Annotated in this window: 21 protein-coding genes and 2 pseudogenes; 11 read left to right on the top strand and 12 right to left on the bottom strand. The window is 59.1% G+C overall.

Features of this window, described 5'->3' with window-relative positions; genetic code table 11:
• Positions 1-130: 130 nt before the first annotated feature.
• The 5 genes from FJ425_RS08030 to FJ425_RS08005 form a co-directional block, all read right to left on the bottom strand.
• On the bottom strand, positions 131-805 hold the full coding sequence (locus FJ425_RS08030; protein ID WP_224655970.1) for a transposase: 675 nt from the start codon (positions 803-805) through the stop codon (positions 131-133).
• 821 nt (positions 806-1,626) lie between these two features.
• The gene (locus tag FJ425_RS08020; RefSeq protein ID WP_064994854.1) at positions 1,627-2,469 is read right to left on the bottom strand and encodes a TIM barrel protein; all 843 of its coding nucleotides are present in this window, start codon (positions 2,467-2,469) and stop codon (positions 1,627-1,629) included.
• A gap of 565 nt (positions 2,470-3,034) precedes the next feature.
• Complete coding sequence (locus FJ425_RS08015) at positions 3,035-3,655, bottom strand: FMN-binding negative transcriptional regulator (protein WP_064994855.1); 621 nt, start codon at positions 3,653-3,655, stop codon at positions 3,035-3,037.
• A gap of 478 nt (positions 3,656-4,133) precedes the next feature.
• On the bottom strand, positions 4,134-4,856 hold the full coding sequence (locus FJ425_RS08010) for a B3/4 domain-containing protein (RefSeq protein WP_176479568.1): 723 nt from the start codon (positions 4,854-4,856) through the stop codon (positions 4,134-4,136).
• A gap of 215 nt (positions 4,857-5,071) precedes the next feature.
• Positions 5,072-6,577, bottom strand: a complete 1,506-nt coding sequence (locus tag FJ425_RS08005) for a PLP-dependent aminotransferase family protein (RefSeq protein ID WP_064994856.1) — start codon at positions 6,575-6,577, stop codon at positions 5,072-5,074.
• Between the two features lie 68 nt (positions 6,578-6,645).
• On the opposite strand from FJ425_RS08005, the gene FJ425_RS32465 reads away from it, so the two are divergent.
• The 3 genes and pseudogenes from FJ425_RS32465 (at position 6,646) to FJ425_RS32455 (ending at position 7,780) form a co-directional block, all read left to right on the top strand.
• On the top strand, positions 6,646-6,804 hold the full coding sequence (locus FJ425_RS32465; RefSeq protein WP_348642808.1) for a hypothetical protein: 159 nt from the start codon (positions 6,646-6,648) through the stop codon (positions 6,802-6,804).
• 2 nt (positions 6,805-6,806) lie between these two features.
• Positions 6,807-7,073 (top strand): PLP-dependent transferase, encoded by a 267-nt coding sequence (locus tag FJ425_RS32460; protein WP_064994857.1) that lies wholly within the window; start codon positions 6,807-6,809, stop codon positions 7,071-7,073.
• 5 nt (positions 7,074-7,078) lie between these two features.
• A pseudogene (locus FJ425_RS32455) lies at positions 7,079-7,780 on the top strand (PLP-dependent transferase).
• On the opposite strand, the gene FJ425_RS32450 reads toward FJ425_RS32455, so the two are convergent.
• Positions 7,752-7,976, bottom strand: coding sequence for a hypothetical protein (locus FJ425_RS32450; protein WP_348642809.1), 225 nt, complete (start codon positions 7,974-7,976; stop codon positions 7,752-7,754). The pseudogene FJ425_RS32455 and the gene FJ425_RS32450 overlap by 29 nt on opposite strands.
• Here FJ425_RS32450 and FJ425_RS07995 point away from each other — a divergent pair.
• Together FJ425_RS07995 and FJ425_RS07990 are read left to right on the top strand one after the other, a co-directional pair.
• Positions 7,966-8,277 carry a dihydrodipicolinate synthase family protein gene (locus FJ425_RS07995; RefSeq protein ID WP_140688030.1) on the top strand — a complete coding sequence of 104 codons (312 nt, stop codon included), beginning with the start codon at positions 7,966-7,968 and terminating at the stop codon, positions 8,275-8,277. The two genes, FJ425_RS32450 and FJ425_RS07995, sit on opposite strands and share 11 nt — an antisense overlap.
• Positions 8,278-8,989: 712 nt before the next feature.
• Positions 8,990-9,181, top strand: coding sequence for a hypothetical protein (locus FJ425_RS07990; protein WP_013533545.1), 192 nt, complete (start codon positions 8,990-8,992; stop codon positions 9,179-9,181).
• 643 nt (positions 9,182-9,824) lie between these two features.
• On the opposite strand, the gene FJ425_RS07985 is transcribed toward FJ425_RS07990, so the two are convergent.
• Positions 9,825-10,538: a GntR family transcriptional regulator gene (locus FJ425_RS07985; protein WP_064994861.1), complete on the bottom strand. Its 714-nt coding sequence runs from the start codon at positions 10,536-10,538 to the stop codon at positions 9,825-9,827.
• 326 nt (positions 10,539-10,864) lie between these two features.
• On the opposite strand from FJ425_RS07985, the gene FJ425_RS07975 reads away from it, so the two are divergent.
• Entirely contained in the window at positions 10,865-11,110 is a 246-nt protein-coding gene (locus FJ425_RS07975; RefSeq protein ID WP_280952669.1) for an ATP-binding protein, read from the top strand.
• Positions 11,111-11,979: 869 nt separating this feature from the next.
• Here FJ425_RS07975 and FJ425_RS07970 read toward each other — a convergent pair.
• Positions 11,980-12,180, bottom strand: a complete 201-nt coding sequence (locus FJ425_RS07970) for an IS110 family transposase (RefSeq protein ID WP_224655973.1) — start codon at positions 12,178-12,180, stop codon at positions 11,980-11,982.
• 1,022 nt (positions 12,181-13,202) lie between these two features.
• Between FJ425_RS07970 and FJ425_RS07965 the strand changes: the two genes are divergently transcribed.
• Positions 13,203-13,775, top strand: a complete 573-nt coding sequence (locus FJ425_RS07965) for a periplasmic heavy metal sensor (RefSeq protein WP_064994874.1) — start codon at positions 13,203-13,205, stop codon at positions 13,773-13,775.
• Between the two features lie 203 nt (positions 13,776-13,978).
• A pseudogene (locus tag FJ425_RS07960) lies at positions 13,979-14,585 on the top strand (carbamoyltransferase C-terminal domain-containing protein); the annotation flags it as partial.
• A gap of 882 nt (positions 14,586-15,467) precedes the next feature.
• Here FJ425_RS07960 and FJ425_RS07955 read toward each other — a convergent pair.
• The gene (locus FJ425_RS07955) at positions 15,468-16,439 is read right to left on the bottom strand and encodes a CHAT domain-containing protein (RefSeq protein ID WP_064994875.1); all 972 of its coding nucleotides are present in this window, start codon (positions 16,437-16,439) and stop codon (positions 15,468-15,470) included.
• 512 nt (positions 16,440-16,951) lie between these two features.
• On the opposite strand from FJ425_RS07955, the gene FJ425_RS07950 reads away from it, so the two are divergent.
• The 3 genes from FJ425_RS07950 to FJ425_RS07940 are packed head-to-tail and all read left to right on the top strand — an operon-like array spanning position 16,952 to position 21,613.
• Positions 16,952-18,049 carry a CHAT domain-containing protein gene (locus FJ425_RS07950; RefSeq protein ID WP_064994865.1) on the top strand — a complete coding sequence of 366 codons (1,098 nt, stop codon included), beginning with the start codon at positions 16,952-16,954 and terminating at the stop codon, positions 18,047-18,049.
• Between the two features lie 51 nt (positions 18,050-18,100).
• Positions 18,101-20,524 carry a caspase family protein gene (locus FJ425_RS07945; RefSeq protein WP_064994866.1) on the top strand — a complete coding sequence of 808 codons (2,424 nt, stop codon included), beginning with the start codon at positions 18,101-18,103 and terminating at the stop codon, positions 20,522-20,524.
• Positions 20,525-20,533: 9 nt separating this feature from the next.
• Entirely contained in the window at positions 20,534-21,613 is a 1,080-nt protein-coding gene (locus tag FJ425_RS07940) for a hypothetical protein (protein ID WP_064994867.1), read from the top strand.
• A gap of 178 nt (positions 21,614-21,791) precedes the next feature.
• On the opposite strand, the gene FJ425_RS07935 is transcribed toward FJ425_RS07940, so the two are convergent.
• From FJ425_RS07935 to FJ425_RS31970, 3 genes are all read right to left on the bottom strand, one after another.
• Positions 21,792-24,803, bottom strand: a complete 3,012-nt coding sequence (locus FJ425_RS07935; protein ID WP_064994868.1) for a DEAD/DEAH box helicase — start codon at positions 24,801-24,803, stop codon at positions 21,792-21,794.
• A 2-nt stretch (positions 24,804-24,805) separates the two neighbouring features.
• Positions 24,806-25,033, bottom strand: a complete 228-nt coding sequence (locus tag FJ425_RS07930; RefSeq protein ID WP_084016088.1) for a DUF2158 domain-containing protein — start codon at positions 25,031-25,033, stop codon at positions 24,806-24,808.
• 295 nt (positions 25,034-25,328) lie between these two features.
• The gene (locus tag FJ425_RS31970; protein ID WP_318013086.1) at positions 25,329-25,550 is read right to left on the bottom strand and encodes a hypothetical protein; all 222 of its coding nucleotides are present in this window, start codon (positions 25,548-25,550) and stop codon (positions 25,329-25,331) included.
• Positions 25,551-25,809 lie beyond the last annotated feature (259 nt).

Below are 25,809 nucleotides of genomic sequence, written 5' to 3'. Positions count from 1 at the left end.
GCAGTGCCTGACGCAAATGCTCTTCGACTTGCGTTCAGGTCCTTGGGAAGCGCAGACGCGTAAACTACGACCTCTCGGATAGCGGGCGTCGGACAAGAATTCTGGCGCTCCGATCCGCGATTCAGGATTACTAAAGCCCGAGCTTCCTCTTCAGTTCCGCGTTCTCCTTGCGCAGGCGTTCCGCGAGCAGGCTCTTCAGTCGCTTGTTTTCTTCCTCAAGCGCGACGAGGTCCTTCAGATCGTCACCAACCGGCGCCGGCGGCGTAGCTTTCTTCCATTGATAGTAGGTCTGTTCCGAGATGCCGGCCTGCTTTACGGCGCTCTTGTGGGTGGCGCCGCCACTGATAGACTTTTGTATGAGGGCGAGCATCTCGGCGCGCTCCTTTTCAGAGTAGGTCTTACGTCCGGTCGTCGCTGCTGGTGCTTCCTCCGCCTTAGACGCCGCGCTGGCATTCTTCCGAGCAGCTGGCCTAGGCTCAGCCTTCGCCTTCGGCGACCGTTTGGCCTTCTTCTTTTCAGGCATCTCCACTTTGGCTGCCGGTTGGGTTGTAGTTGTTACTGGTTCAGCGTCCAGGGAATTTGCCATGAGATGCTCCGCTCGCGGTTTGTGCCTGTGTTCAGCATCAAGCGCTACGACGCTTGAGTCAACAAGTCGATGATTTGGCAGATCCATCTCCTCGAGTTCTCTTCTTGTCTCGGCCGTTGCTGCGGTAAGATCGACACCGCTCCAGATGGAACCACTTCGCTTTTGAGAACTGCGCTTCTGTCTTATCTCGACCGTGAATGCCGGGGGCTGCCGCCTCATAGGTAGTTCCTTGTTGAAAACGAATTGCGCTGGAAGTCGCGGCAGGCGACGGGTGAAGGTCCGGCCGATTCTTCTGCAGTCGAGCTATATGCATCCGACCGCCCGAGCAAGACCTGTTGGTGACGTACACCGCGGACCATAACGATTCCTGCGAGTACCTAGAAGCAAGTAGGCACTATGCCATCTCTCGATATCGACCAGGTGGCGGAGTCCGCAGCATGCAAAAACTATCTATCGTGTCTTTGATTGTGCATCGACGGCAGGGGTACGAACTGAAAGGAACTGCTCAAGAGCCGATCCAATCTGTCTGTCAGTTCTGCGGGTCACGTGCCGGGACGGTGTAACTCGACGGGAGAAGCCGCTCGCGAGCGCGCGCTCAACAGCGCGGCAGTGAGCGAGCGGCGTAGGGGGGGGTTGGCGTGAAAGGGATTGAAGCGTCGGGCTCGAGGCCTTTATCGAGCGGGGGTTACATTCGCTTCGGCAGCGTGGAACGACACACGATCGATGTCTTTGAGCTGAACCCCGGACGTTGCGAGGCAGTGCTGAAGAAACCCCAAATCGGCTGGGCGCAAGCTCGCTTGACTTAGATCGGGCTACGCTAATGTTCGCCCCTCAATCAGACATGGTCTAACACAAAAGTTTCGATAGCCCGCCCCCTCAGCACCAGATCCAAGGTTTCGCCTTGCCGACCCATCTACTTGGCAGGGCCGCCCAAGGCGGTCCATGGCCAGTCTTGAAACAATGGCGACCCGCAAAGCACCTGCATGATCAGGGCACAGGAGCGATCTCCAATGACTTCTCCGCTCAATTGCCTCCGCGCCTCAAACCGGAACTCGCCTGAGAAGCCCGCGTCGGATGAGATCGATGCTGGCGGCAAATGCGCCTGCAAAGTCATTTAACGCATGGACCTCCTCCACAAGCTCAAAGGAGAAGGGGCCCGAATAGCCGCCATCGAGTAGCGTCCGGATTTGGCTGCAATTGTCCGAGCCGCCCAGGATGCGATCCGGGCGAATCCAGAAGGTTGGATCGTTTATGCTCGAAATGTGCACGAGACCGGTCAAGTCGCAGAAGAAGGACGTCTCGCTGGCAAGCGTGTGGTGGAATGTATCGTGGACAAGCCGGAAGGCGGACTGGCCATCAACCGAGGCAATGGCGCTAGCCGCTTCTTTTTTCGACCGAAGTGAGGAGGTCTGGAACCCAAGCGGCTCGATATACCCAACGAGACCCCGCGACTGAAGTATTGGCTTTAGCGCCTTTAAGGCGACGCGGAGATTGCCTTGGCGCTCGGCATTGGCGGACCGCGAACCGTCGTTCACCGGCACCAGCATGAGCGCCTGGGCGCCGCAGGCGGCCGCATAATCGGCGAGCTTGCTGGCCTCGGCTTTGCGGGCGGGAGTCCACTCGTCGAATCGCTGCAAGGCGTTGACTGAGATAATCGTGACTCCCGCTTCGGCAGCGGCAGCCCGGATATCCGCCGACGGCTTGCCGCGCACAACAGCCTTGCTGCAAGGATTAGTCCGGACTTGCACGTCGGTCAGACCGAGATCGCGGGCGAGTGCGAGGAACGTCATGACGTCAAGCCCAGGTGTCGCCATATGGTCGAGCGCAAACCGAAGCGGCGCCAGGCGCACGGAGTGGCGTTCTTTCATCAAGGCGGCCGCCATTCGCGGCTCACTGGCCGTTTCTCGATTTTCAAGGCCGAAATGTTCGGCATAGGGAGGCGAGCCGGTCGAAGTCACCCGCTCTCTATTCATAGGATTGTCTATCATTGTGAGCCGACTTTCACGCAACGGGTACCACCGCGCCTCTTGAGACATTCATCTGCTAAGCGAAATGACCGAAGATGGATCCAGCCTACCCAGCCGCTTCTGCAGAGTGAGTACCAGGCCGCAAGGATGCTGAACCGCTCCGGAGCCAAACTGATGTGGCCGGCTGCTCCGCCGTAGCGAGGTGGACGGCCAGTGCAATCATAGGGCCTCCCCGACCTCTCCCTCAGGCTCTGATTCAATCCAGGACGCGCTGCTGTGCGGCCTTTAATGGCTCTGGGCACAAGGCCAACGCGTCGGCGAGCGTATTGAACGCAATCGGGGCGACCGCCGGCGAGACTGCGGGCGACAACATAGAGTCGCCGAGCACCAGGCGTTATCGCCAGCACAAAAGCCGCGGCAAGGCGTGGGGCGAGTTGCGTCAAATTTGTCATGGTGGTCGATACCAACGAAGTTTATGTTGCTAAGGGATGAAGGAGGCGACCTCACGGTCAGATGCCCGCTCGCTCGCTGCGAGGCCCGCAGCCACTCCGGCACGGTCGGCCGCGTTCCGATTCTGGCTCATCTTGCGCTTGCCCTCGATCCTCGTGATCGACATGCGCAGACCCACAATTCCGCGGAGTTGGGCCTGCACGAAATCCGACGGCGCATCCGACACCGCCCAGGGCGAGACGCGCTCACCCTCTTGGTGGTCGGTCAGGCGATTCACGGCCTCCAGCAGCCTCCCGGTGTCCTCGAAGAACTCGACCGGGCCATAGGCGTGGACGGTGACGTAATTCCAGGTAGGCACAACCTTCCCGGTTTCCTGTTTGGTCGCATACCACGCCGGGGTCACGTAAGCTTCCGGCCCCATGAAGATGGCCAGACCGTCGCCCAGCGGGGGAACACGGCACTGTGGATTGGCCTTGGCGAGATGGCCGTAGATCACGCCGTGCTCGCCCTCGCTTTCATCAAGCAAGAGGGGCAGCGGCGAGGCGAAGAGTCCCTCGGCCGTCGCGGTGACGAAGTTCGCCAGAGGAGATGCGCGGACGCTCGCCCGCAGGAAATCCATATCATCATCGCGGAAGGCGGGAGGGGTGTACATCGGGGGAACTCCGTGTGTGCGCTGCAGGTCGGGATACCGGCAATCTGACCCTCAGGAAACAGCCAGTTAATTACAAATGAAGTCGTCCAGTTGGTGAAGTGACCTGGCGAGCCCAGATCATCGGGCCAACTATCTTAGTGGCCCAACAGTCGTAGAGGGCCGTGTGTCCAGCTTGCGTAGCCCAGCAGGACCTGTGTGACGCCGAGCTGGCGCCGTCCTCCCGGGTTGGCAAAATTAATTAGGACACAGCATGTGCCGCCGAGCCGCTGGCGGTGTCGGCGGCAAGCTCGCGACCCGCAGATATGGCTGCGTACCGATCTGCTCGGGAAGTTAGCCTTCGAAGGAGGCGGAGAGCTCCCCCGACGGGTGAGCATACGCCTCTCGATCGACATCTCTGATAGGCTTCCGTGCTGCCGGCCTGCCTATCAGGCCGCGCATGCAGGCCAGCTCAGCCGCGATGACAGGGATGGCACGTTCCTCAACCGACCCGCCTGGCGGAACTGGCGACCGAGGCTTTTGCGGTGGTGATTTCCTGTTCGTAAACCTTACACCCTGGTGCAAGCTCTCTCAGACCGCTCACGAGCATCTTAGCTGCGTCCTCGAGCGCTCCCTCCGGCATCGCTGCTAAGCTTTCCAAAATAAACCACATGCGGCCGCCCACCGTCTCCAACCGGGTGCGCGTGCCCTGCCGCCAGTTCCAGCGGCGACATGTAACTGCCAGATCGTCGCGCCAGATGACCTCCCCCTTGGAAGGCTGTTCGACGACCGCTTCGCCATTCAAAACAGTGTGGAAGCACTCCGTTCCTTCCGCAATTGTCAGCCGTGGTTTACCGACGTATGCATCGAAATTTTCGCCGCCGACGGGTATTGCGAAACGCAGGCTCACTGCATTGTAGAGGTCAACGACAGGATTTATCGATGGGATGCGGCCGTCCCTCTCCACCCGTTTTTTCAATGCGTGCGCCGAGCACGGCGTCCGGTTTGGTTTTGCTCCGAATCGGACGTATGCCTCCGCCCAATTGGCTAAGTGCGCTTCTCCCCAGGCGGGTCCTCCCGCTCGGACGAAATCGCAAGCCTCTCCCAACACGTCTCGAGCCATGACGCCTCGCGCACTGTCCTGTGCATCAACAAGAATGCTGATAGCGCGAAAGTCAGGTGCGATCTCTGCCATTTCCTCGTCGATCAGCGGAAAATCCATCAACGCTTTCTCCTTTAAGCCGGCCGCACGGCGCCTTGCTTCCACTGGATGTAGGAGTCTCGTCGAGAACTCTCTTCGCCAGGTCGCAGGGTCAGAGTACTGCCCTGGACCCTGACTGGGCGACAGGGCCAGTCATGGCAAGTCTTGCTGATCCAGTCTGCGATCGCTGCCGGCGTGACTCTGGGGTCACGAGCCAGGCCTGTGCACCGTCAGGCCGGTTATTGAGGATGTTGCCGAGTGCTCGCAAGGCTTTTTACCCGTTGAACAGCGCCAGTAAGGAGCCGAACGCCATTCTCGATCTGCCGAATGGTCAGGGCGGAATAGCCCATCACCAGTCCAATCCGGTCAGCACGGCCTTCATCTCGAATGTATAGTGATGAAATCGGATGGATGCCCACCCCGACCCGCCGCGCCTCTTCAACCAGGATGTCCTCCAGCGAGCGAGAAAGATCCTTGAACCAGACGACGACATGCAGCCCTGCATCAGCACCCTCGATGACAATACTGTCTGCGAACGCGCGTTGAAGGACGGCAAGCAGCGCCTCTCGACGCTCGCCGTTGAGACGGCGGACGCGTCGCACATGGCTTTCATAACCACCGCTCTCGATAAGTGAGGCCAGGGCCTCCTGTTCGGCAACCGGAGAATGCCTGTCGAGAAGCTGCTTGGCCGTCGCAAAGACATCTTGCAACTCGGCCGGAACCACCAGGTAGCCGATGCGCAGCATCGGCGACAGTGTCTTGGAGATCGTCCCAACATAGATCACGGAACTGCGGTCTTCCAGCTTGTGCAACGGGGGCACCGGACGAATGTCGTACCGGTACTCGCCATCGTAATCGTCCTCGATGATATAGGCGTCGTTGCGCCGAGCCCATTCGAGAAGCTGATAGCGCCGCGAAATCGACAAGACGCCGCCGAGCGGGAACTGGTGCGACGGGGTGACATAGGCCAGCCGCGCCGGAATTTCCTGCAGCAGCTCCGTCTTCATGCCCTCGCTATCGACGGCGACGGCCACTGGAGTGGCTCCTGTGCTGGCAAAGACCAGGCGCGCCATTCTATAGCAGGGATCCTCGATCACGAAGCTGTCAGCAGGATCCAGCAGCAGACGCGCGCAAAGGTCCAGGCACTGTTGTGATCCACTCACGACGAGGATCTGCTCGACCCGGCAGCTAAGCGTTCGGGCGCGCCACAAATATCCCTGCAACGCCTGGCGCAAGCGATGCGAGCCGCGTGGATCGTGATAGGCCAGCCTTCCGGTACTTTGTGACATCGCCGCGTTCATCGCGCGCTTCCACGTCAGTGCAGGGAAATCAGATGGTGCGAGGTCGCCGTAGCGGAAATCGACCTTGAGACGGTTGGGGAGGTAGTCGGACCGTGGCGGACTGGCGCGCAGTCGCTCGCCGTAACTGGAAAGGTGAATCGGGCCAGTCCGTTTCGGCACCGCGCTGGTCGCTTTACTCCCGACTAGCGAAGCTGCAACGCGAGGTCTTGCGCCTTGGATGACCTCAATGAAACCCTCGGCGACCAGCTGGTCATATGCCACCGTCACCGTGGTTCGCGACACACCGAGTTCATTTGCGAGGCCCCGGGACGACGGCAGTTGGCTGCCCGTTTCATAGATGCCGCCCAGGATCTGCTCGCGAAGAGCTTCGCAGATCTGGCGCGCGCCCAGACCTTGAGGGCGAGCTGTCGAAGCGGCAGGAGAAGGCTGGACCATTTCTTTCATCGCCAACTGAACGTTCCATCTGAGTTAGTGTGACGGCATTGTCCCCGAAATCAAGAGGGCTAAAGCCGATGGCCAGCGCCGAAGATCCGCTTGAAAACGAGGCAATATCAATGCCATTCCGGAACGAGGTCGACCTCGCATTTGCCACCCGGGTCATCCATCACGGCTACGATCCGGCCGGCTTTTCCAATTCCGTTCAGACGCCTGTGTTTCTTACATCGACCTAGATTTGAAGGCGTGGCAGCAAACGAAGCCGCCGCAGCCCTTGGCGGAAGACTTCTACGCACGCGAATACAACCCGACGACTGGGGTCCTCGAAAAGCGGCTCGCCAATCTCGAAGGAGCCGATGCTGGGCTGGTACTCGCCTCGGGGATGGCGGCCTTCGGCACGCTGATCCTTTCGCTGCTTTCGCAAGGTGACGAACTCATCGTCCACAACACCGTTTATGCCAATGCACTCGCCATGGTCGAACAGGGCCTGCCGCATTTTGACTAAGGTCGTTGCCCTCGACCTGTCAAATCCCAGTAATCTCAAGGGGGCCATCACCGAAAAGGACTCGGCTCGTTTTCTTCGAGACGCCGATCAACCCGTTGAGCCGTATCCTCGACATCGCTGCCATTGCCAAACACGCCCACTCTCGCGGCGTGAAGGTCGCGGTCGACAGCACCTTCGCCTCGCCCGCCCTCCAGCGTCCGCTGGAACTCGGAGCTGACATCGTGATCCATTCGCTGACCAAGTACATCAACGGACATGGCGATGCGCGGGGCGGTGTCATACTCGGCGATGCGAAGACATTGCACCTGTTGCGCGAAACTGGCCTGCGCTATCCGACCCGGGCAGCGCTCTCGCCCATGTCCGCGTTCCTGATCTTGCGCGGGCTGAAGACACTCACGCTGCGTATGGAGCGTCACAGTGCCTCTGGGCTCGCGGTCGCCCAGGCGCTCGACGCACCGGGCTGTGGCTTGGGTTAGCTATCCGTTTCTCCGCTCTCATCCCGACCATGAGATCGCGCGCAGACAGATGTCGAACGGCTCAGGCATGTTGGCTCTCCAAACGGGGTTCGAGGGCGCGCGCCGTATGATGGACGGTCTCACGTTGATCACCAGGGCAGTCAGCCTTGGCGATGCTGACCGTCTCATTTATCATCCGGCAAGCCTGACCCGCTCGCGCAAGTTAATCTGCAAGGACGCGCATTTGCCTGAAGCAGTCGGCGACGACCTCATGCGCCTGTGGGTAGGACTTGAAGACGCCGTCGCTGCCGTCACTATCGCTTGGCGTAAACCGCGAGCGGGACTCGTCCACCCGTTTCGTCCAGCGCCTCGGAAAAGCCCGACGGCGTTCCTCGCGTGACAGATACATGTAAGTGCCGGTGCTGCCGAGCAGGCCGATGGAATCCACCTTTGCTGCACAGGGCGCCGATTTGATCACCGATCTCAAGCAGGCGAACGTGGGCGCTTTGCGCACCGATGAAGCGGTAAAATATGCAAGTGATGCGAAGGCCCTCGGCGCAGCCGCGGGATTTTCGCCGCTTTGTCCTACAGTCCGCTCACTGAGGACGAGGTTTTCGAGCATTTTTACGACAGTGGCGCGCGAAAGTGGCCTTCCGATCGTGATCTACGACGATCCTGCAAACACGCATTTTCGCTTCACGCCAGCACTCATCCGCGTCTGGGACAGCTGCCTGAGATCCTCGCTATGAAAAACTCAGCGGACCGGGGCGATGCTATCGAAGGCCAACTTGCGTACCAGAAAGAAATATTGCCGAAAGAATTCTCAATCGGCTACAGCGGCGACTGGAACGTCACGGCGGCCCTGATCGCGGGCGCCGATGCATGGTACAGCGTCCTCGGTGGCATCTTGCCGGAGCCCTGCCTGGGGATCGTCAGAGCGGCTCGGCACGGCGACCACACAGAAGTACACGGGTTAGACGCTACGCTGGCCCGGTGTGGGAGCTTTTTAAAACGTTCTCGAGCCTTCGCATTGTCTACGCTATCGCAGAGCTCCTCGAAATCTGTTCCGCCCAGCCCCCACGGCCAATCAAGCCGGTTTCCGCTGCCGCGAAGTACCAGGTCGCCGAAGTCCCGGCCCGTTTAGGATCAGGTGCCCCAATCGTAAGCCCCGCTTTCGAGTGGTGTGCTGACCACCGACGGATTACAGCTCTCGACCCCTACCCAGCGAGCTCACCGTGTGTGCCGAGGGAGCGCAGCACCTCCCGTCCCTCGGGACCACATCCTTGCTCAGCGGCTTGCGAGGCCAGCTCTCACTGCGGCACAGTTCTGGCAAAATGTCATCGTCCGAGCATGCTACTCCTCCTGATTGTGTCAAGTTTAAATCAAATTGTCCTATGTATGTTCACCGTTGCGCGACACTGACCTCGTAGAGGGCTGACGCGGCGGCTACTGAGAGGTTAAATGAAGAGCGATTTTTCCGCGGCCCGGGTGCATTTAGATCGGGCGTACCACTATCTTGGTGGTGATGACCCGATGAGCCAGACGGGGCGTGAAGCCTTGGACGCTATAATTGAGGCGGTCGCCTTCGAAGAATTCAAACAGCCCCGCCAACAGGCGGAGGTGCTACCATTTCCGGATGTGCGTCGCTTCTGAGACGATCGCCCTAGCTATTGACCTGTGGAGCAAATCCTCCCTGCTCCCCAGGCATAACCGGATGGGTAATAGCCATGAAGGCCTGGGGCGCGCATCCACGATGCCGGGCAGGTAGCGAACCCCATGGCCGGGGACCACGCGGTCGATTGGGCCAAGGTCCTGTCCGAAGCGCTGAGGAGAGTTTCCTTTCGGGCGAGACCGTGACGTCTGTCGCCAGACGAGGGGGCGTGCGCCGGCGAGCCTCGGCGTGGCGCGCCGAAGCGGTGCCGTACGCCGTTCGGCGGCCTTGTTTGTTGAGAATGCCGGCGATGACGGCGTCGGGTATGCGGTGCAAGCCCCCGCAGCAGCACCAGCGTGTGCTCGTCCGTACGACGAGGAGCGGGCCAGCGGGCCGACGCACATATCTACTTTGAACGCTCCGGCTGGCCCCCGTCTGGAAAAATTCCCGAAAATTGGCGCGATCGAAGCTTTTGAGCGGTGTTCGCTATAACCTTCACATCAATCACCGCGCCAATCCGTCAGGCGCGAGGCTCGCGCGGGCAAGTCGATGTTGCATTAGTTAATCCTCCGGGGAATCCGCAAAAGCGCCGGCAGCAACAGCAGCAAAAGTGAGCCAGAGCCACATCTCAGTGGAAACCGCCGGTCAGCTCTCGTCGAAATTCGACTGCAATGTCTTCAACCAGCTCTCTTTCGTATCCCCGGCACGAAGATTACCCTCCAGCACAAGCTCGGGGACGGTTTCAATTGTCGCACTGAATTGCCGACCAATATTTGCGATCGCCCCATTTTTGTCTTGCTTGTCAAGAAGCTCTACAAGCTGTCTCATATCAGTTATAATACATGATAGACGCTCCGGCCGTTGCAAATCCAAAAGACGTACATATCTCGTTCGGATGTTGAACTCATGAACGAGATCCAGCATTTTTCCATTGTTTCCACCCTCTGCGATCTTCTCATAAAATACCTCGAGGAACTCCCCAAACAAAATACAGTCGTTAGAGCTGGGGATCGTAGGAAGCGTCGACCACGGCTTGGAATGCTCATCTGGGCCTTCCCTGAAAACACCCTGAAGTATTGCGTTGGCAACACCATACTCATCTGATAATTGCTTTGTATCCAGCTTTCTTGTGTAGTAGCCATTGCGAGGAGATCCGACGATGTACTTTTCGGTTTCGATCTGAATCAATGCCTCGCGTAACGGGGTAACGCTCGTTTTCAGGGTAACGCTGATTAGACGTGGGTCGAGTCGCGTATCGGGGGGCACCTTAAAATCGACGATAAGTTTCTTCAATGCTTTATAGAGTCGATTGGCCTTGGACCGATCCCATCCTGGTGTATCTTCGTGCTGCCTATACATGCCTTCTCCTGGGAGAATGGTTTCTGCTATTCAAAGAAGCTTGGGCTGCAGCCCCACTCCTGGTGTCCCTCGCCCGCCCGATCTGCCCTTACAACCCGGGGGAGCCGGTTAGATGGGGCTGATCCTCGTGCGCGCAAGTGACATTTTTGCCCCACGGGGACATTTGAACCTCGCCGCCACATCAAACGGTGAGCCAAAGCGGCCGCTTTGAAGCTGGCCTCAGCGAGCTTCGCCATGCCATCGGTATCGTTCTTGTTTCGTTAAGTTTCGCTTAAGGCGCACCAGAACCTGGTCGTCGCCGGCCAGACCGGGATCGAAAGTCATGGCTGGCCTGCGCCTTCGACCGTCAGGCGGCACGGCTCGATCATTCCGTGCTCTACCTGCGCGTTTTACGGCTCTCCGAGGGATTTGCGTTCGCCCGCATTGATGGCCGCTGCCGCCGCCTCATCTACAAGCTCACGCGCGTGCGGCTCCTCATCCTCGACGACTTCGGAACGCACTCCCTCATTGAGGAGCAGCACTTCCATCTGTTCGAAATCGTCGAGAAACGCTATCGACGCAAACCACCCTGATCACCGCCTGTTGCCAGATGGCATCATCGCCGAGCTAAATATCAGGGGCCGCCGCCATTCTCGACAGGCTCGCTCACCGCAGCGCTCCAGTGCGAAAGCAAAGCCGCTGCGTCTCCTATGAAGTCAGTGCGTGTCGCAGCCTCACTTTGCCAGAGCGCCGCCTCTATTCACTTCCCATGGTATATTAGTGAACAAATGTCCGCGTACTTAGCATCACGTCGTTCGCTGCCTGCAGTGCCTGCCCCCGTCACCTTCCGCCCTTCCATTGTGGAGAATCTGATCCAAGTGGCCAGCCGAGGTGTTCATGGGGCGCGCGATTGCGGGTAATCCTCTACGCTCCACTCGTCATTATTGCACGTCCGATAGCCAAGGCAATTCTGGGCAGCGCTGACATTTCCGCAAACACGCGCCGCACGATTTCCTCGGCGATCCGCTCCGGGGTCGACGTGGGCTCGTCTTCGGCCGGGACGAACGATGCCATGCCGGCGAGGCATTCGCGCAGCATGCGCCACGACCTTCGCCGCAGCGGGAACTGGCTTCATGTACATGCGCAAATTAGTCCTAAAGAAGATCGAGTGCGCGATCAAAATCATCGTCGACACCAGACGCGGGCACCAAGCGCTAGATTCCTTCCACCGTCATGATTGCTGACAACGGCCTTTGGCGTAGAAATTGGCCCGCCACTCGATCGGCGATCGAGGCACTTGGACTGCGGATATCAGGTGCAAGAGGCGGACTTGACGCCCTGACGGGCCGCATTTTTGCCTGGACGCGCCGGCGCGTCTGGAACGACCCGATCGCGAACGACGTGTGGCAGCGCTTCGATCGGGTCGACCTTGCGCCGGCCGATGCGGTCTGATCCTGTAAGCTCAGGCGCCCTCGACCAGCGCGCGCCGGGCATGGGTGTTGCCGGCCGTTGCGATGCGGCCCGCGCCAGACGGTCTCGCCACTCGATTGCTCGCCGGGACCAGGCCGAAGTAGGCCATGAGCCGGCGTGGATTGAAGAAGCGGGTGAAGTCGCCGACTTCCGCAACCAGCACCACGGCATTGGCTGACGCGATACCGCGTATTGCCTGCAGGCATCACCCACCGAGCGCCGGTTCATTCCGGGATCGGCTGAGTATCTGTTACTGGACCTGCTGCAGGCGCCGTTCCGCATCATGACGGCATCGACGTAGTCCTGAATCCGACCTGCTGAGCGGGATGTTCGAAGGCCAATGTCAAAAGCAATCGGCAGCAAGCCATTCGCCAGGCCGCCCCACGCTCTTGCTTATGCCCGTGACGCAGCAGAAATCGCGAAGACGTTCATGCGCTCGCGTCAATATCTGTCGCACGACGGGGCTACACAGGCGATCAGGTCGCGAATGGCTTCGTGATCGTTATGGGCACCCAGACGGGGGTCAACTCTCCGGCCCGATTGCGGCGGGCGAGCATGGTGGCATCCCGACGGTTTATCTTCACCCGATCGCCGGCCGCCTCGGAATCAGCGATGACGCCACCACGTCGCAGCGATGACTCAGGCTTGTGAGTTGGCGATAACGGCCATAACCGCACGCGCCGGTCTCCTAGCCAAACGCTAGCGGCTTGCCGGAATGCCCAGACGGTTGCAGAGCTTTTTGATGGCATCAGTGTCATTGGGAATCTCGCCGAAATATTCCAGCGATCCGCCGCGTCAGCTCGCTGCCACCGCGATCGAAATCCGCTCCTTGTGAATATCCACATATGGCCCGCCTCTTGTGCATGAGGCACTGCGCCGGCCAGCTGGCTTAACCCTCGGCCGTTGCTTATCGGATGACGGGCCACCCTCAGGCCCAGCAGTCATAAGGGGTACGTGGAGTCGCCGCGGCTCCTGACGCTATCACATCAATCCAGAAGTTGAACAATAAGTCAGACTATCTTATCAATAGGCTCTTATGCCTCTTCAACTGTAGGCGACATGCCCGATTGCATCGTTTCGCGCAAAAATAGTCGGATATATTTAGAAATATACTTATATTCTCTTGCCTTCTAACTGGCACAAACCTATCTGCTGCAAATGCCGGTTCTACTGATCCAGGCATTCCACTCGACCAACATTCAAAGGAATATGTTCATGCCCCAAACTGAACCCTCTGCGTGGCAGAAACTTCGTCAACATTTCTCCCGCACTCCGAAGTCGAAGAACTGGGGCAAGCGCATCGCAATCGGCGGCATTGCGGTCGTCACGCTTGCCAGCGTCGGCGTCTCTGGCGCGCTCAGCCAGGGTTACGGAGGCGTGCAGCGCTTCGACGTCGGCGGCGGCCACGGCGGACCCGACATGCACATGCAGACCGGCCTCCGCCATGGGACGGGCTACTGCGCGCATGACTTAGGGTCCAAGCTCGTTGATCTTGACATCACGCCCGAGCAGGAAGAAGAGTTGGCGGCGATCACCGACCAGGTCCATAACCATATTCGCCTCATCAAGCAGGGCTTAATCCAGGCGCACAATGATCTCGCCGAGCTGCTCAGCGCGTCAACCCTCGATCCCGACGCAGTGGAGGAGGTGCGCGCCGAGATTGTCGAGTGGGCCGGCGAGGCTTTGCGCGCGCTGACGACCGATCTGCTGGATGCCACCGAGGTGTTGACGGCCGAGCAGCTTGAGCAGTTGCTCGACGATTTCGGGGATCTCGAAGATCGCGGATAAGCTCTGTACGAGCACAGGTTCGAACGGAGCGGACAAACGAGCATGGCGGACCAGGTCCTCATCGTCGATGAAGACAGGCGGCTGTCCGCCATGCTCGCGGAATATCTGACGGGTTACGGGTTTCGTGTGCTAACGGCGGACACGGGGGGGGGCATTGCCGACATCGCGCGGCAGTACCCCCCAAGCCGTAATTCTCGATGTCAGACTGGTCAGTCTACAGCGGGCCGAATGTGGGCCGTGGCAAGATTCCCCCCGGTTGGCAATCTGCTGCTTTCAGTCTGAAAGATCTTGCCCGTTTGCTCGCCGACAACAAGCCTGTGGTGTTCCTTGCAGGCCGCGCAGAGCTTGGTCCGCGTGCCTTGGGAGGCAGAAGCATTCTGGCGGCTGCGACTTCGCCGGAAATGAAGGACCATCTCAACAAGATCAAAGTGCGAGAGCACTTCCGGCCGGTAGCGCCAATATGCTTGGAGGATCGTGCACCTGACATGTTTGACCCCGGCACGCCGGATCCTTACATGCTGTTCGACCACCGAACCCGTTCAGAGTGGAAAGAAATAATCCCGGCGGTCGTCCATCTCGACGGAACTGCGCGACTTCAGACGGTTTCAAGAGCTTCCGAACACCCAATTTGCAGAACTTCTCATAGAGTACGAGAAACTCACGGGCATTTCGCTGCTCTGCAACACGAGTGCAAATCTCAATGGACGTGGTTTTTTTCCGGATGCTGCTGCCGCCTGTGAGTGGGGCTGCGTAGACCACGTTTGGTGCGATGGGTTGCTTTTGACCAAGACAAGTCAATTCGAGGGCTGACCGAGCCGCAGCCAAGGTTCCTGCATCGCCGGCGTTGAGCGCGGCTGCGACAATCATCGGGTCGCACATCCATGGAGCTGTTCCTTGGCTGGCGTCGATCACCACATAAGGTCACGTGGGCACACAGGCTAGCGTGCCGTCTCCTTCCTGAGCCGCCGGGGTGACATGCGACCGATCATTTCAACGTCGTAGTTGGCGTCATCGCAAGAGTATCCGGCGGCCTGAATGGTCTAGATCACAGCCTCATCGAGGAACGGTTCGTTGCACGAAATCGCTCGTAGGAAAATGGCGACAGGTCCAGTGTCTGAAACCCGCCGCGGATGCATCAATAACGTTCAATGGAAGAACTGACCGGTCAGGTTCGTTGCCCGCCATACCTCAGGGGTGAGCATCCGACGCCTCCCGATGCGCCGAAGGCCGACGTAAGCCACTTTAGCAACGTTGGACGGATGAACGAGGTTCGATATCCCGAAGCTTGCGCTTCCTCTTGGTTTCCGCAATCCTGACAGGATGCGACTTTCGCGTATTGCTTTGCGCTGGCAACAGTTCGGTTGGGCCAAAAGCCCGCCGCTGCGGTTGACTGAAAGCCGCCATTGACTGTCGCTGCGCCGCGACCGTCCTCGAGATGCGTGAGAACACTAGGCGCGCGATAGACACGCTACACCCTTCATCGCCGCTGAGTTGGAGAGAGCAAAACTGCGCAGAGAACGGCTCCAAACCCGACAGTGACGCGCAAATCCTTTGCTGAAGAGCTAGAAAGCGCCTCGCAACTGAGGATGCGCTCATCAGCATTGCTGCAGAGATGAAAGTGGGCGGTCGGAGGTCATTCAAATCGTGTTGCGCAAGTGGGAGCTCAAGCGGCTTGTAGAAGCGAACACCCGGCTAAGGACACTGCACGATAACAGGCGTTTCGTGCTCCGCGATGCCAAACAGTTTCAATTCGACAATCCCCAATTCGAATGCGACCGGGACGCCCTTTCCGGCACCAAGTGCTCGGTAGAAACCGGTGGCGAACGCGATCGCCGCCTCGTCACTGATTGTCGTGCGCATGCCGATGACGAAGGGGACATGCCGGGCAATCGCAAGAGCCTGGTTTTCAGAAAAGCAAGCGTTGAGCAGGACACACCGGACTTTCTCGCCCGCCGCCGCGAACAGCGCGGCCAACGCGTCGGGGTCGATTTCGTGGCTCGTGCCATCGGATGCTTCCACACAGATTGCACCATCAGCAGTACCGTGGCCGGAGAAGTGCACATAGGCCGGTTCGAGCTCAAGCAGTGCCCGCACCATGTCCTTGGCACGGACTGCTCCGCGTGCTTGGAGGTCAAACCGCTCGCGGTATCCTGCCGTTGCCAGCTCTTCTCGAATGTCCCGCAATTCCCTGTCGAGCCGCAACCGAGTTCTGTCCGAGGGATTGGCCGCTAGAAAGAGTATCCGGAGCTTCGTAGCCGTCTCGACAGCTAGTGCGCTCAGATAGGTCACATAGTCCATTGTACTGTCGGCCCAGAGCGCGATACCATCGAAGAAATCGGCTTCTGCGCGTTCGTAGCGACGCTGCGCTTCCTCCGTCCCGAAATGTTCACGCGAGACAGTTGGGTTGCGCGAATCTCTGATCGCCTGCGCGAACTCACGGCACCCCTTCCACTGCTGGCTGGAATCCCCTCCGGTCACCCGTCTGGCCTTCTCCCGCACAAGGCTTTCAATCAGCTCGACCTCCGCGTCCCTGGGCCATTCTTCGGGCGTGATACCCGTGTCTTCCTTACGGTAGTGTCCAGCGGTACGCTTCGCCCTGGCCTTGAGCGAGCCAATAAGGCTTTTTAGCCCACTTCCGTTCGCGTCGATTTCCGTCTTAGCCACGCTAATCCCCAATGCAGCGCATGCCGAGCAATGTACCCGTCGTGAGGCGCGAGCTTAACCTTAAAGCGAGCTGTGTTCGCCTGAACCGATTCGAGCCGACGTCTCTTGCGATCCGCTGCCGCCACCACCTGCCGATGGGATCGCTGGGATCTTCTCGGCGGAGCTGCGCTTCCTAGCGCCAATGCCGCGGCCCGCTCGAACGCTGTTCGGTCGCCACGAACTTTCAGCAGAATACCCCGTCGCCTTGATCGACCATACGTCGCCTCGTGGGTCGACAATTGGTAGGCAAGTTCATACGGTTTAGCTTCCAGTTCAAGAGCAGTGATGGAGAATTGCATGAACCAGCCAACTCTGCCGCCTTCTGAGCGGAATTACTTGAACTTTGTCCTCAGAAACGCGAGCCAGGGAAGCGAGGAGGCCTAGGTCCGATGTTTCAGGCGCCACGGTTTGATTGCCCCCGGCCAGCCCTTGCTCTTGGCTCGACCGCACCCATTCTGATTTCGGAGTAGACAATGTCGCGCATCGATAGCCTGCGCAGCGAACTCGCTCGGCTTAAGCAATCGGAAGGGCGGCTTCGGAAGGAACTCGCCGGGCACGAGGCAACAGTTGCTTTGGCGCGGAAAGATGCCGGTTCGAAGCGTCAGTCGGCGGCGCGGTCCCGCAATGCGTCGTCGATCAATTCCTATCTCCGCTCGGCTGTGTCACTCGACCACAAGGCCACCGAAACCGGTAAGAAGGCTGCCGCGGTCGCCGAGAAAATCGGTCGCAACGCCAAGGACCAAGCGAGGAAGCAGGCAGCGATCGCTAGCGCGGAAGAAGACCTGCGCAAGGAACGCGAGCGCGCCGACAAGAAGCGCCGACGTGAGGAACTCACTCACGCGCGTCAGGTTCACGGGCTCCTGCAGTCGGCCCCGCATCTCGCGCGTATCCCCGAGCCCAAACCCGAACGGCTCCGAGTCCTCTACGTCACAGCCAATCCCGAAGCGACCGAACGCATCTACCAGCGCGACGACGGGTCAGTCGTCGAGGAGGGCCGCTGGCTCCAGACCGACCGTGAGGTGCGGGACGTTCTCAAGGCACTCAAGAGTGCGCTGCATCGCGATCTCATCGATCTCGAGCATCTTCCGGCAGCGACGTTCGCCGATCTGATCGATGGGACAAACGAACGACGTCCGCATGTTATCCATTTTTCGGGTCATGCCGCCGAGGGCGCCTTGCTATTTGACGACGGGCTTGTCCACAGTACTCAAGCACGACCGATACCGCTGCAGTGGATTGCCGATCTGCTGGCGGCAACGACAACGCCACCGATTCTCGTTGTCCTCAATGCGTGCGACAGTCTCGTCGGCGCCGAAGCGCTGCTCGAAACGGTCCCTGTTATTATCGGAATGCGTGGTGAAGTCGGGGATATTGGCGCCAGGGTATTCGCAGTGCGTTTTTATGCAGCGATCGCTGAGGGACAGCCGGCGGGGATGGCTTTGCAGCAGGCCAGACTTGGCCTCAAGGACGCCTTGCTGCTGGACGACGCCTCCTTGCTCGAGTCGTTGTCACGATCGGGGATAGACCTTGATCAGGTTGTGTTGGTGAAGGGGCAAACGCCAGCCGCCTGAGACTGATAGTTCGTGCCGGCGCGTCCGGACCAAAATGGAACTGGGGGACTGATGAGTAGCGACGACAACGCTGAACGCGACAAGGGTCTCGTCTTTGTGGATACCGCTTTCGACCGACGGCCCGCGACCCATGTGATGATCATTGGCGTCGGCGCGTTTCAGAGCAAGAAGCTGAAGCCGGTTACTTCACCGCCGATCTCGGCACGCGCTATCGCCGACTGGTTTCTCGATCAGAAGGCCGGATTCACCAACCCGGAGCGGCCGCTCGGGAGCCTTGCACTGGCCCTCTCTGAAACGCCCCCTGGGCAGGCTGGCGCCCAATATGCAAGCGTAACCGTGCCACGAGCGACGTTTGCCGAGGTGAAGGCTGCAGTGAAGGACTGGGTCAAGCGGGCCAATACGCACAAGGACAACGTGATGGTGCTGTTCCTTTCAAGCCACGGCGAGAGCTTCGGTCGGAGGACAGCCTTCTTACTTGAAGACTACGACACAGACCCGCTTGAGCAGACCGCCGGAATGACCGAGATCGAGCAGTTCATTACAGCGCTCGAGAACGCTGTGCCGACGTCGCAGCTGTTATTGTTCGATTGCTGCCGTTTGAAGACCTCGTTGGGGCTGCCTGCCGAAGAGGAGTTCGGCACCAAGCTGATCTCGCTTTCACGAGCGCGGGACGACCACGGTGGAACGCGCCACCAATGGGCGCTCTGCTCAACTAGCCTCTATGAGGAGGCCGACGGTCGGCGCGATAAGACAACTGTCTTCACCGACAGTTTGCTCCGAGCGCTCAACGGTGCCGCGGCCGACGTGTCGGGGGCACGCTGGCCGGTTCGACCCGGCATTCTCGTTGACCGGCTCACTCAGTTTCTAAGGCTCTTTGCTCGACCAGACGGGTCGTTGCAGACGCCGGCGGGCCGAGCCGCTGGAAGCTTTGCGATCACCTATCCTGGCGGCCTTGATCGGGTGAAAACCTATGTCAGTCTTTCCGATCGAGCCCGATGGCCACGCTGTCGCACCGTCATCTCAGACCATCGGGAGGTCGTGTCTACGAAAACTGCGGGCGAGGCCGCGCCCTTCTTCGCGGAGTTTGACCTCGAAGAACTGAAGACAGTGACGATTTCAATTGATCGGGACGGCAAGGCTCTTGGGTCAGAGATACTTACCCCTCGCGCTCCCGTGGCATTCGTCGAAATCGGAGCGGTACCGACCGTCGAAACCGCCTCGCCAGTCCCGCGTCGCGGCCCCGGCGCCGAATTGGTTTTTGAGTTTACTGCCGCAGCGGAGGTAGGGGCCGGCTTCGTCGTCGCATTGTCGCGGCGCGACGGCAACAACCCCGGTCCACTGAAACCAGTAGTCGGCGGCACTCGCGAAAAGCTGCGCCTTGACGTCGAGCCGGGTGCCTACAGCGCCGTCATTACGCTTCCCGACGGGACGAGCGTCAGCAGGGAACTCCAAGCCGAGCAAGGCGCGAGTGTCCATAGCCTGATTGTCAGCGGCCCTTCCCTGCATGAATGGCTGGGGTATGCGACCTTAGCCGGCGCGCTTCTTGCCAGCACCTCAATATCCCAGGGGCCAGACGCGGTCAGCGCACCTCGATTTCCACAGCAGCCTCTCAACCCTAGGGGACCGACGGTCACCAGTGTCGCCCGTTCAATGCCGGCCCCCTCGTTCTCCGAACTCGTCGGGGTAATGGCCAAGCCGCGCGACGCAGCCCGCCTAGGTGCGGCAGGCCCGCGAACACCCGCCTTGCGGGAGGCAGCGGGCGATCGGGACTTTCTTCGCTTTGATGTGCCCGAGCACAATCCTCTGGTCTTCGAGGACGCCTACACGCAGCGCAGCGGGCCGCTCTGGGCCGTCCTTGGATTCGGTACCCGCATCGAAGCGGCCTTTCTGCCGCAGTTGGGCCGGCCGAGCGACCCAAACGAATGGTCCGCTCACCTAATCGTCGCCGCCGCTCCAGCAGAAGGGCGAGCCGCGACGTCGGGCATCGTCGAGTCATACCGATGGTCCGGCCTGCTGGCGTTCCTCGCTTCGCGCGACTTCGAGCGTGGCTCCGAGGTTCTCAAGGTCATGCAAGGAGAGGTCCGCGAGGCCGTCCGCAGCAAGATGACCAACCCGCTTGCGGCCGTGGCGGGTGCTCTAATCGCAGTGGGAGCCGGAGCATCGGAGCTTGTGCCACGGCAATGGCTCGAGAACATCACCAACCGGTTTCCGCAAATCCCCGACGGGCCTATTATCCTGGCGCGTCGCCTGATGACCGAGAGGTCGCCCGACTTCGATCGTATCTCCGAATTGCTCGAACAAGGGTTCAGCCGCGGCGTGCCATTTTTCTCGCTCACCTGCGACTGGCTGGCCCGCGGTCTTGAATCGGTTCCTGGGTCGCAGGAGGAGTCTTCAGAGGAGCGAGGGCTGGTCCGGCGGGTCGCGGCTCGCGTCGATCCGCAACAGGCCTTCACAGTGGTCAAGCTTACTCCATGAGGTAGCTCAATGTTCACACTCACCATGAATCCGGCGTCTGAGGGCGATGCGCTTGTCCTCGCCTGGGGCGATGAGGACCATTCGTATCACGCCCTGGTCGATCTCGGCCGCACAAAGGACTACGGCACTGCCCGGCCTGCGCTAAAGGAGATGAGCAACTGCGAACTCTTCGTAATCAGCCACATCGATGCCGATCACATCGAAGGAGCCATGCCTTTGGTGCGCGAGGCGGCGGCGCCGTTCAATCCCAAAGAGGTGTGGTTCAATGCCTACCATCAGCTTGTCGAAGCGCGTGACCGCATTACAGCGGGTCTCGAAACCGAGCCACTCAACGCCGAGCAGGGCGAAAAGCTTTCGTCCGGCATCGATAAGTTCAATTGGAAATGGAACTCCCGCTTCGCCAGCCGCATAGCCTCACGTGGGAGCCCGGAGGCAAGTGGCGAAATTAGCTTCGCCGGGCTCGCGATTCGCCTACTCTCGCCCAACGATGCAGATCTTGCCGCGCTGATCCCGCGTTGGATGGACGAACTTGAAGCCAATGGACTCCGCCCATTCGACCCTGACCACGGAATGGGCGAACCTGGCTCAGGCCGCGAGCCCTTGTCCGGGCTGGACGTCGAGCAACTCGCCTCCAAACGCTTCAAGGAAGACACCGCCGCGCCTAATCGCAGCAGCATCGCCTTCATTGCCGAGTTCGGCGGTCGCCGCGTCCTTTTGGGCGCCGATGCCCATCCGGGCATCATGGAGCGCGCTTTGCGGGAGCTCGGAGCGAGCGAGGCCGAACCCTATCCCCTCGCTTGCTTCAAAGTCTCCCATCACGGCAGCAAGGCCAATACCTCGCCAGAGATTCTTAGGATTCTCGATTGCACGGCATTCGCCTTTTCGACGGATGGCTCGCGCCACAACCACCCCGATCCCGAAACTATCGCAAGAATCCTTGTGAATGACCCGGTGCGTCAAAAGGTTCTCTATTTCAATTATGCGCAAGAGAACACCACGATCTGGAACGACCCCGAGACAATGCGCCGCTTCAATTACCACTGCGTGTTTCCTGCCCAAGGCGAGCAGGGCTTGGTCATTTCTATCTGAGGGGAGTGGTCGCGTTCTCTTCCTCAGGGCAAAATCTGGGCACGGTCATCGGTCTTGTGATGATCATTACATGCCATGTTGCCGCATCGCGATCTGTTGGCCAAATGAGGTTGGAGCGGGCGTGAAAAAGCCATCGCAACCCCTGCCTTCCTATCGACCGCAGCCATACGAAGGCTGTTCAGGACCCAGTGATAGCAAGTTCCTCGTGCAATGCGGCGTACAACATATTCCCTCTCGCGTTCAACAAGGATACGAGTTCGGCTTCGGTTGCATGTTCGACTTGCTCTCGACTTCCATATCCGTTTTTCCACAACTCGAGGATTTCGCCGCGCGCTAAGACGATAGGTAATTCAGTCAAGGAGAAGGCTGCGCCGGGTATTCCAAGGTCAAGGCGTTTAAGCAAAGTACTCACCTCATCGGGATCATCAGCTCGACCAAGAACGATCGCAGCTATTCGGAGCACCGAGTCCAACAGGAAGCGGGTACCGTCAGCAAAACCCCTTATGTCGCCATGACGAATGGGCGAAAACGGATTGGTGGTGTAGCCAGTCTCAATATCCGTGATTGTAACGCCTTCGATCCAGTCCGAAACGATGAGCGCACGTTTGCAGCGACCGTAATATTTCACATCGCTTTCCGCACGATGCCATAGGGCACGCGCCACATGTTGGCCAAAGCGTTGCGAAACTTGTTGCTGCCGTTGCGGCTCACCGCGTCTTGTTTGAGGCGTGTAGTCTTCATCGCGTTCGGGCAGCGCTTCCAATAAAACGAGAACCGTCTCTAGTCCTATCGAATCCGGCGGCAATTGGCGTAGCAGCTCAACAGCCTGCATACTGGATTCCAAGCTGAGGGGTGACTCGCCGCAGGCGCGCCCTAGAGGCGTTAGCCTCAGCCTTCCATCGCGCTCATCAATCAACCCATCGTGCTGCATCCTCGTCATCAAATTGAGGAGCCGGGTTGACATGCTGCCGCGCCAGGCGGGATCTCTCAGCGAGGCAAGAAATCCTCCATAGGTGTTTGCCACCAGATCGACAACTGCATTGCTTGGAATATCCTTTACCTGCGCCAGAAGTCTAACGACCCACGTGCCCGGGCTTCTTTCGTCGAAGGAAGACTGGATGCGTTCGGGACGTCCCTGAACGTAGCGCCGGAAGAGATTCTCTCGCTCCATGCCGGTGTCGGCGAGAACTATGGCTTTGCCTTCTGTCTCGTAGCCCAGGCGACCTGCACGGCCCGCCATGTTCTTATACTGAGCGACAGTGTAAGGCTGCGGCTCCACTCCGCGAAATTCCGTTTCCGCCACGATGACGGTCGAAGCCGGCGTGTTTACGCCGGCAGCTACGGTGCTTGTCGCCACCAAAACCTGAATCCCACCGTTTGGGTCGCGAAAGCCTCTCTCCACGATCATGCGTTCTTCGCGATTAAGATCACCGTTGTGAAAGGCAACGCCGCCGTTGAGCGCGCGGCGAAGGCGTTCGGACATATCCGAACGATCCATTCCCGGCAGCATGTCCGCGATTGTTTGTGCTGGCGGCAAACCCAACTCGGCCGCGAGATATTCCGCGCAACCGGCGGATGGTCCTCTCGCGTTACGAAAGACGATGACCTTTTCGCCCTGACCGGCGAGATGCCGAACCAGCGGTACGAGAACGTCTTGGGAAGATGGCTTATCCCGGCGCTGCCGTATCTCGCAGCGTGCGAACAACTGCGCGACCTCCACCTCACCATTAGGACGCTGCAACTTCCACACGCCGCTCCGATCAATGACACCTTCTGTCAAGGGAACCGGACGCTCGGTCGTAAGGAGAAGTTCACAATCAAGCCAGCGCTCAAAGTTGTTTGTGTCGCCGATTACCGCACTCAGGGTCACCAACTGAGGTGCAATCCCCCGCTCGCGTGCGCTCAAAAGATTGGTGAGGATTAGCTCCACAACCATCCCACGACCCGGCTCTGTGATAAACTGTCCTTCGTCAATCACCACCAGACCGATTTGGTGAAGGATGTGCGGAGAGGAAACTGACAGAGCCAAAAACTTCTCATAAGTGAAGAAGGCTATGTCGTACTTGCCCCTTAGAACGTCGCCAACCTGATCTTGCCAATCGCCGCTGCATCGGGCGATGCGCAGATTCAAAAGGTCGCCATAGAGCGCAGAGAAATCTTCGAATTTTTCATTGACCAGCGCTTTGTAAGGGAGGAGGAAAACCGCCTTCTTTCCCTCGCCGATTGCTTTCAGTGCTGCCATCTCGCCGACAAACGTTTTGCCGGCACTTGTCGGCGCTACGACGAGAAGAGATTTTCCATCGAGCACGCCATGGCTATTCACAGTGGCGATCTGCAATGAATTCAGACCGGCGGGGAAACGATCGCTCCAAGCGTTCAGCGCATTCTGAGGAATTCCGTAGGCCGAAAGCTCCCCAATTGGACCTGAAACAGTGACCGTGCCCCTTTCGGGATAGAGCGCGCGGTAGCATTTACCGCGCATACCTTTCGGCAGGGTTAGCTCTCCTTCGACATGACCGAACATCACCGGAGTCTGTTCGTAACCGAATCGGGCTGCGTTGGCGCGGACCATTTGCACAACGCGGTCCACCATCGCAACCACGCTCACCGGCCCATCACTCTCCAGTATGCAATCCAAAATCGCCTTCGTAAAAAGACCGTGGCGTGTTTGGGGGTCTTCGAGGGCCTCCTCGTTTGGATTGCATGCAGCGAAAAGAATACGGCCCTGTCCACCAACTTCGGCGAGCGGCATCCCCGCTGCGCGCGGAATGTATCCGACATCCAGAACGCGTGCCGGCGCGCCACCGCTAAAGCAGCAATCTAGCAAAAGCAGGACAGCGCGCGCTCGCGAAGTCCGAAACTTCGCGGCAATCTCCGTCATGTCTATTGTCGTTCCCGGAACGTCGTCAGAGCGCGTATCCGTTAAAACTAATCGGTGGTCTTGCGTGCCGTGGCCGGCAAAAAACAGGATGACGACGTCATCTTCTGATGCACCGTCGAGCACATCGTCAAAGATGGCCGAAACCCTCGCATAAGTCGCGTCGTGGTCAGTGATAAGCGTTGGCTGAAACCGGTCAATAGAATCCGACAGCACCGCGCACATAGTCGAAGCATCACCCACAGCGCCGCTCAGTTCCCGCGCAAGCGGATCAAGATGTTTGTTGATTCCGATAAACGCTGCGCGGATCATGGTTAGGCTCTGTGCACCGCAATCGATCCGGTGGCGGGGCGTTCGTATTTTTTCAGCGCCACGGGCGGAAAAGTTTCTCTTTGAACGACTTGCTTGTTTCCGATTTTTTCAAACCACACGCACCACACGCCGTCCTCGTCCGTCATGCTCGTCTTGCCTACTTGCTCAACAGTCATTTGAGGACCCCCGGATTTCAGTTGAACAACATCACCCGCTGCAAATTCAGACATTTTCATCTCCTTGTTCGTGATTTGTCCCATCGTAACATTTTTTTGCGGTAGGCACTCCAGCGACTCGTTTTTGGAGCAATTATCAACAGGTGATGCACCAAGGCTTTACGGATTGAGTGTATTCGGTCGCGAGGGCGAACTTGCATAGACAGCGGTGCCGCCCATCAAACAAGCGGCAATCATATGCGTCAGCGAGTGCAGTCCACAAATAGGTCTGCAACATAGACGTTTCCGCCGTTCCGTCGAGACGCCAACCAAATCAGTCAAACGAACGGAATATGCTTCCGCAAACCGATCAGCGCTTCGATCGCCGCCAGCCCGCTGTCATGGCCTCCGCTTCTGAACAGAACCATCTTTCGCCTTTGGCTTCGGTGATTTTGGTGACGTTGTAGTACTTCTGTCCAGGCACGTGATAGATGCGCCGCCGTTTGCTGATATGTTGCCTTTGATATTGCAGCCGGAGTTGCCGTTGCCAATCGCAAAAGCGGTGCCGGCGGCGCTTGCGCATCGTCGCCATGCTGCGCCCGCCAGTCCCATGGCGGCAGAAGCGTTCCGACCCAAAGACCGGTCTTCGACGCCTTCGCTTTGGTCTGTTGTTTTGCATAGGCGCCATCGCTGTATTTTGGCCAATCGAGCGCTTGGCCGTGCTCGAGCATCCAGGCGGCGACGCTCGACCGTCGGCGCGCCTGCAGTCACCAACAAACCGGCCGTAGCGACCAAGTCCCGAACGTACACTTGACCGGCCTCGAGGCTGCTAGGAAGCCGTCCAGCGCTTC

The sequence above is a fragment of the Mesorhizobium sp. B2-7-2 genome, assembly GCF_006440775.1.
Lineage (GTDB): Bacteria > Pseudomonadota > Alphaproteobacteria > Rhizobiales > Rhizobiaceae > Mesorhizobium.
Note: the sequence above shows the minus strand (reverse complement) of the source record. Positions and strands in the feature narration are given on the sequence as shown.

Coding starts and splice junctions, on each gene's coding strand:
- FJ425_RS31970 (WP_318013086.1), bottom strand. CDS start 25,550: ATGGCGACGATGCGCAAGCGCCGCCGGCACCGCTTTTGCGATTGGCAA.
- FJ425_RS07935 (WP_064994868.1), bottom strand. CDS start 24,803: ATGATCCGCGCAGCGTTTATCGGAATCAACAAACATCTTGATCCGCTT.
- FJ425_RS07950 (WP_064994865.1), top strand. CDS start 16,952: ATGTCGCGCATCGATAGCCTGCGCAGCGAACTCGCTCGGCTTAAGCAA.
- FJ425_RS07995 (WP_140688030.1), top strand. CDS start 7,966: ATGGAATCCACCTTTGCTGCACAGGGCGCCGATTTGATCACCGATCTC.
- FJ425_RS07965 (WP_064994874.1), top strand. CDS start 13,203: ATGCCCCAAACTGAACCCTCTGCGTGGCAGAAACTTCGTCAACATTTC.
- FJ425_RS07930 (WP_084016088.1), bottom strand. CDS start 25,033: ATGTCTGAATTTGCAGCGGGTGATGTTGTTCAACTGAAATCCGGGGGT.
- FJ425_RS08015 (WP_064994855.1), bottom strand. CDS start 3,655: ATGTACACCCCTCCCGCCTTCCGCGATGATGATATGGATTTCCTGCGG.
- FJ425_RS08020 (WP_064994854.1), bottom strand. CDS start 2,469: ATGGCGGCCGCCTTGATGAAAGAACGCCACTCCGTGCGCCTGGCGCCG.
- FJ425_RS07940 (WP_064994867.1), top strand. CDS start 20,534: ATGTTCACACTCACCATGAATCCGGCGTCTGAGGGCGATGCGCTTGTC.
- FJ425_RS32465 (WP_348642808.1), top strand. CDS start 6,646: ATGGCCAGCGCCGAAGATCCGCTTGAAAACGAGGCAATATCAATGCCA.
- FJ425_RS07990 (WP_013533545.1), top strand. CDS start 8,990: ATGAAGAGCGATTTTTCCGCGGCCCGGGTGCATTTAGATCGGGCGTAC.
- FJ425_RS07985 (WP_064994861.1), bottom strand. CDS start 10,538: ATGTATAGGCAGCACGAAGATACACCAGGATGGGATCGGTCCAAGGCC.
- FJ425_RS07945 (WP_064994866.1), top strand. CDS start 18,101: ATGAGTAGCGACGACAACGCTGAACGCGACAAGGGTCTCGTCTTTGTG.
- FJ425_RS08030 (WP_224655970.1), bottom strand. CDS start 805: ATGAGGCGGCAGCCCCCGGCATTCACGGTCGAGATAAGACAGAAGCGC.
- FJ425_RS08005 (WP_064994856.1), bottom strand. CDS start 6,577: ATGAAAGAAATGGTCCAGCCTTCTCCTGCCGCTTCGACAGCTCGCCCT.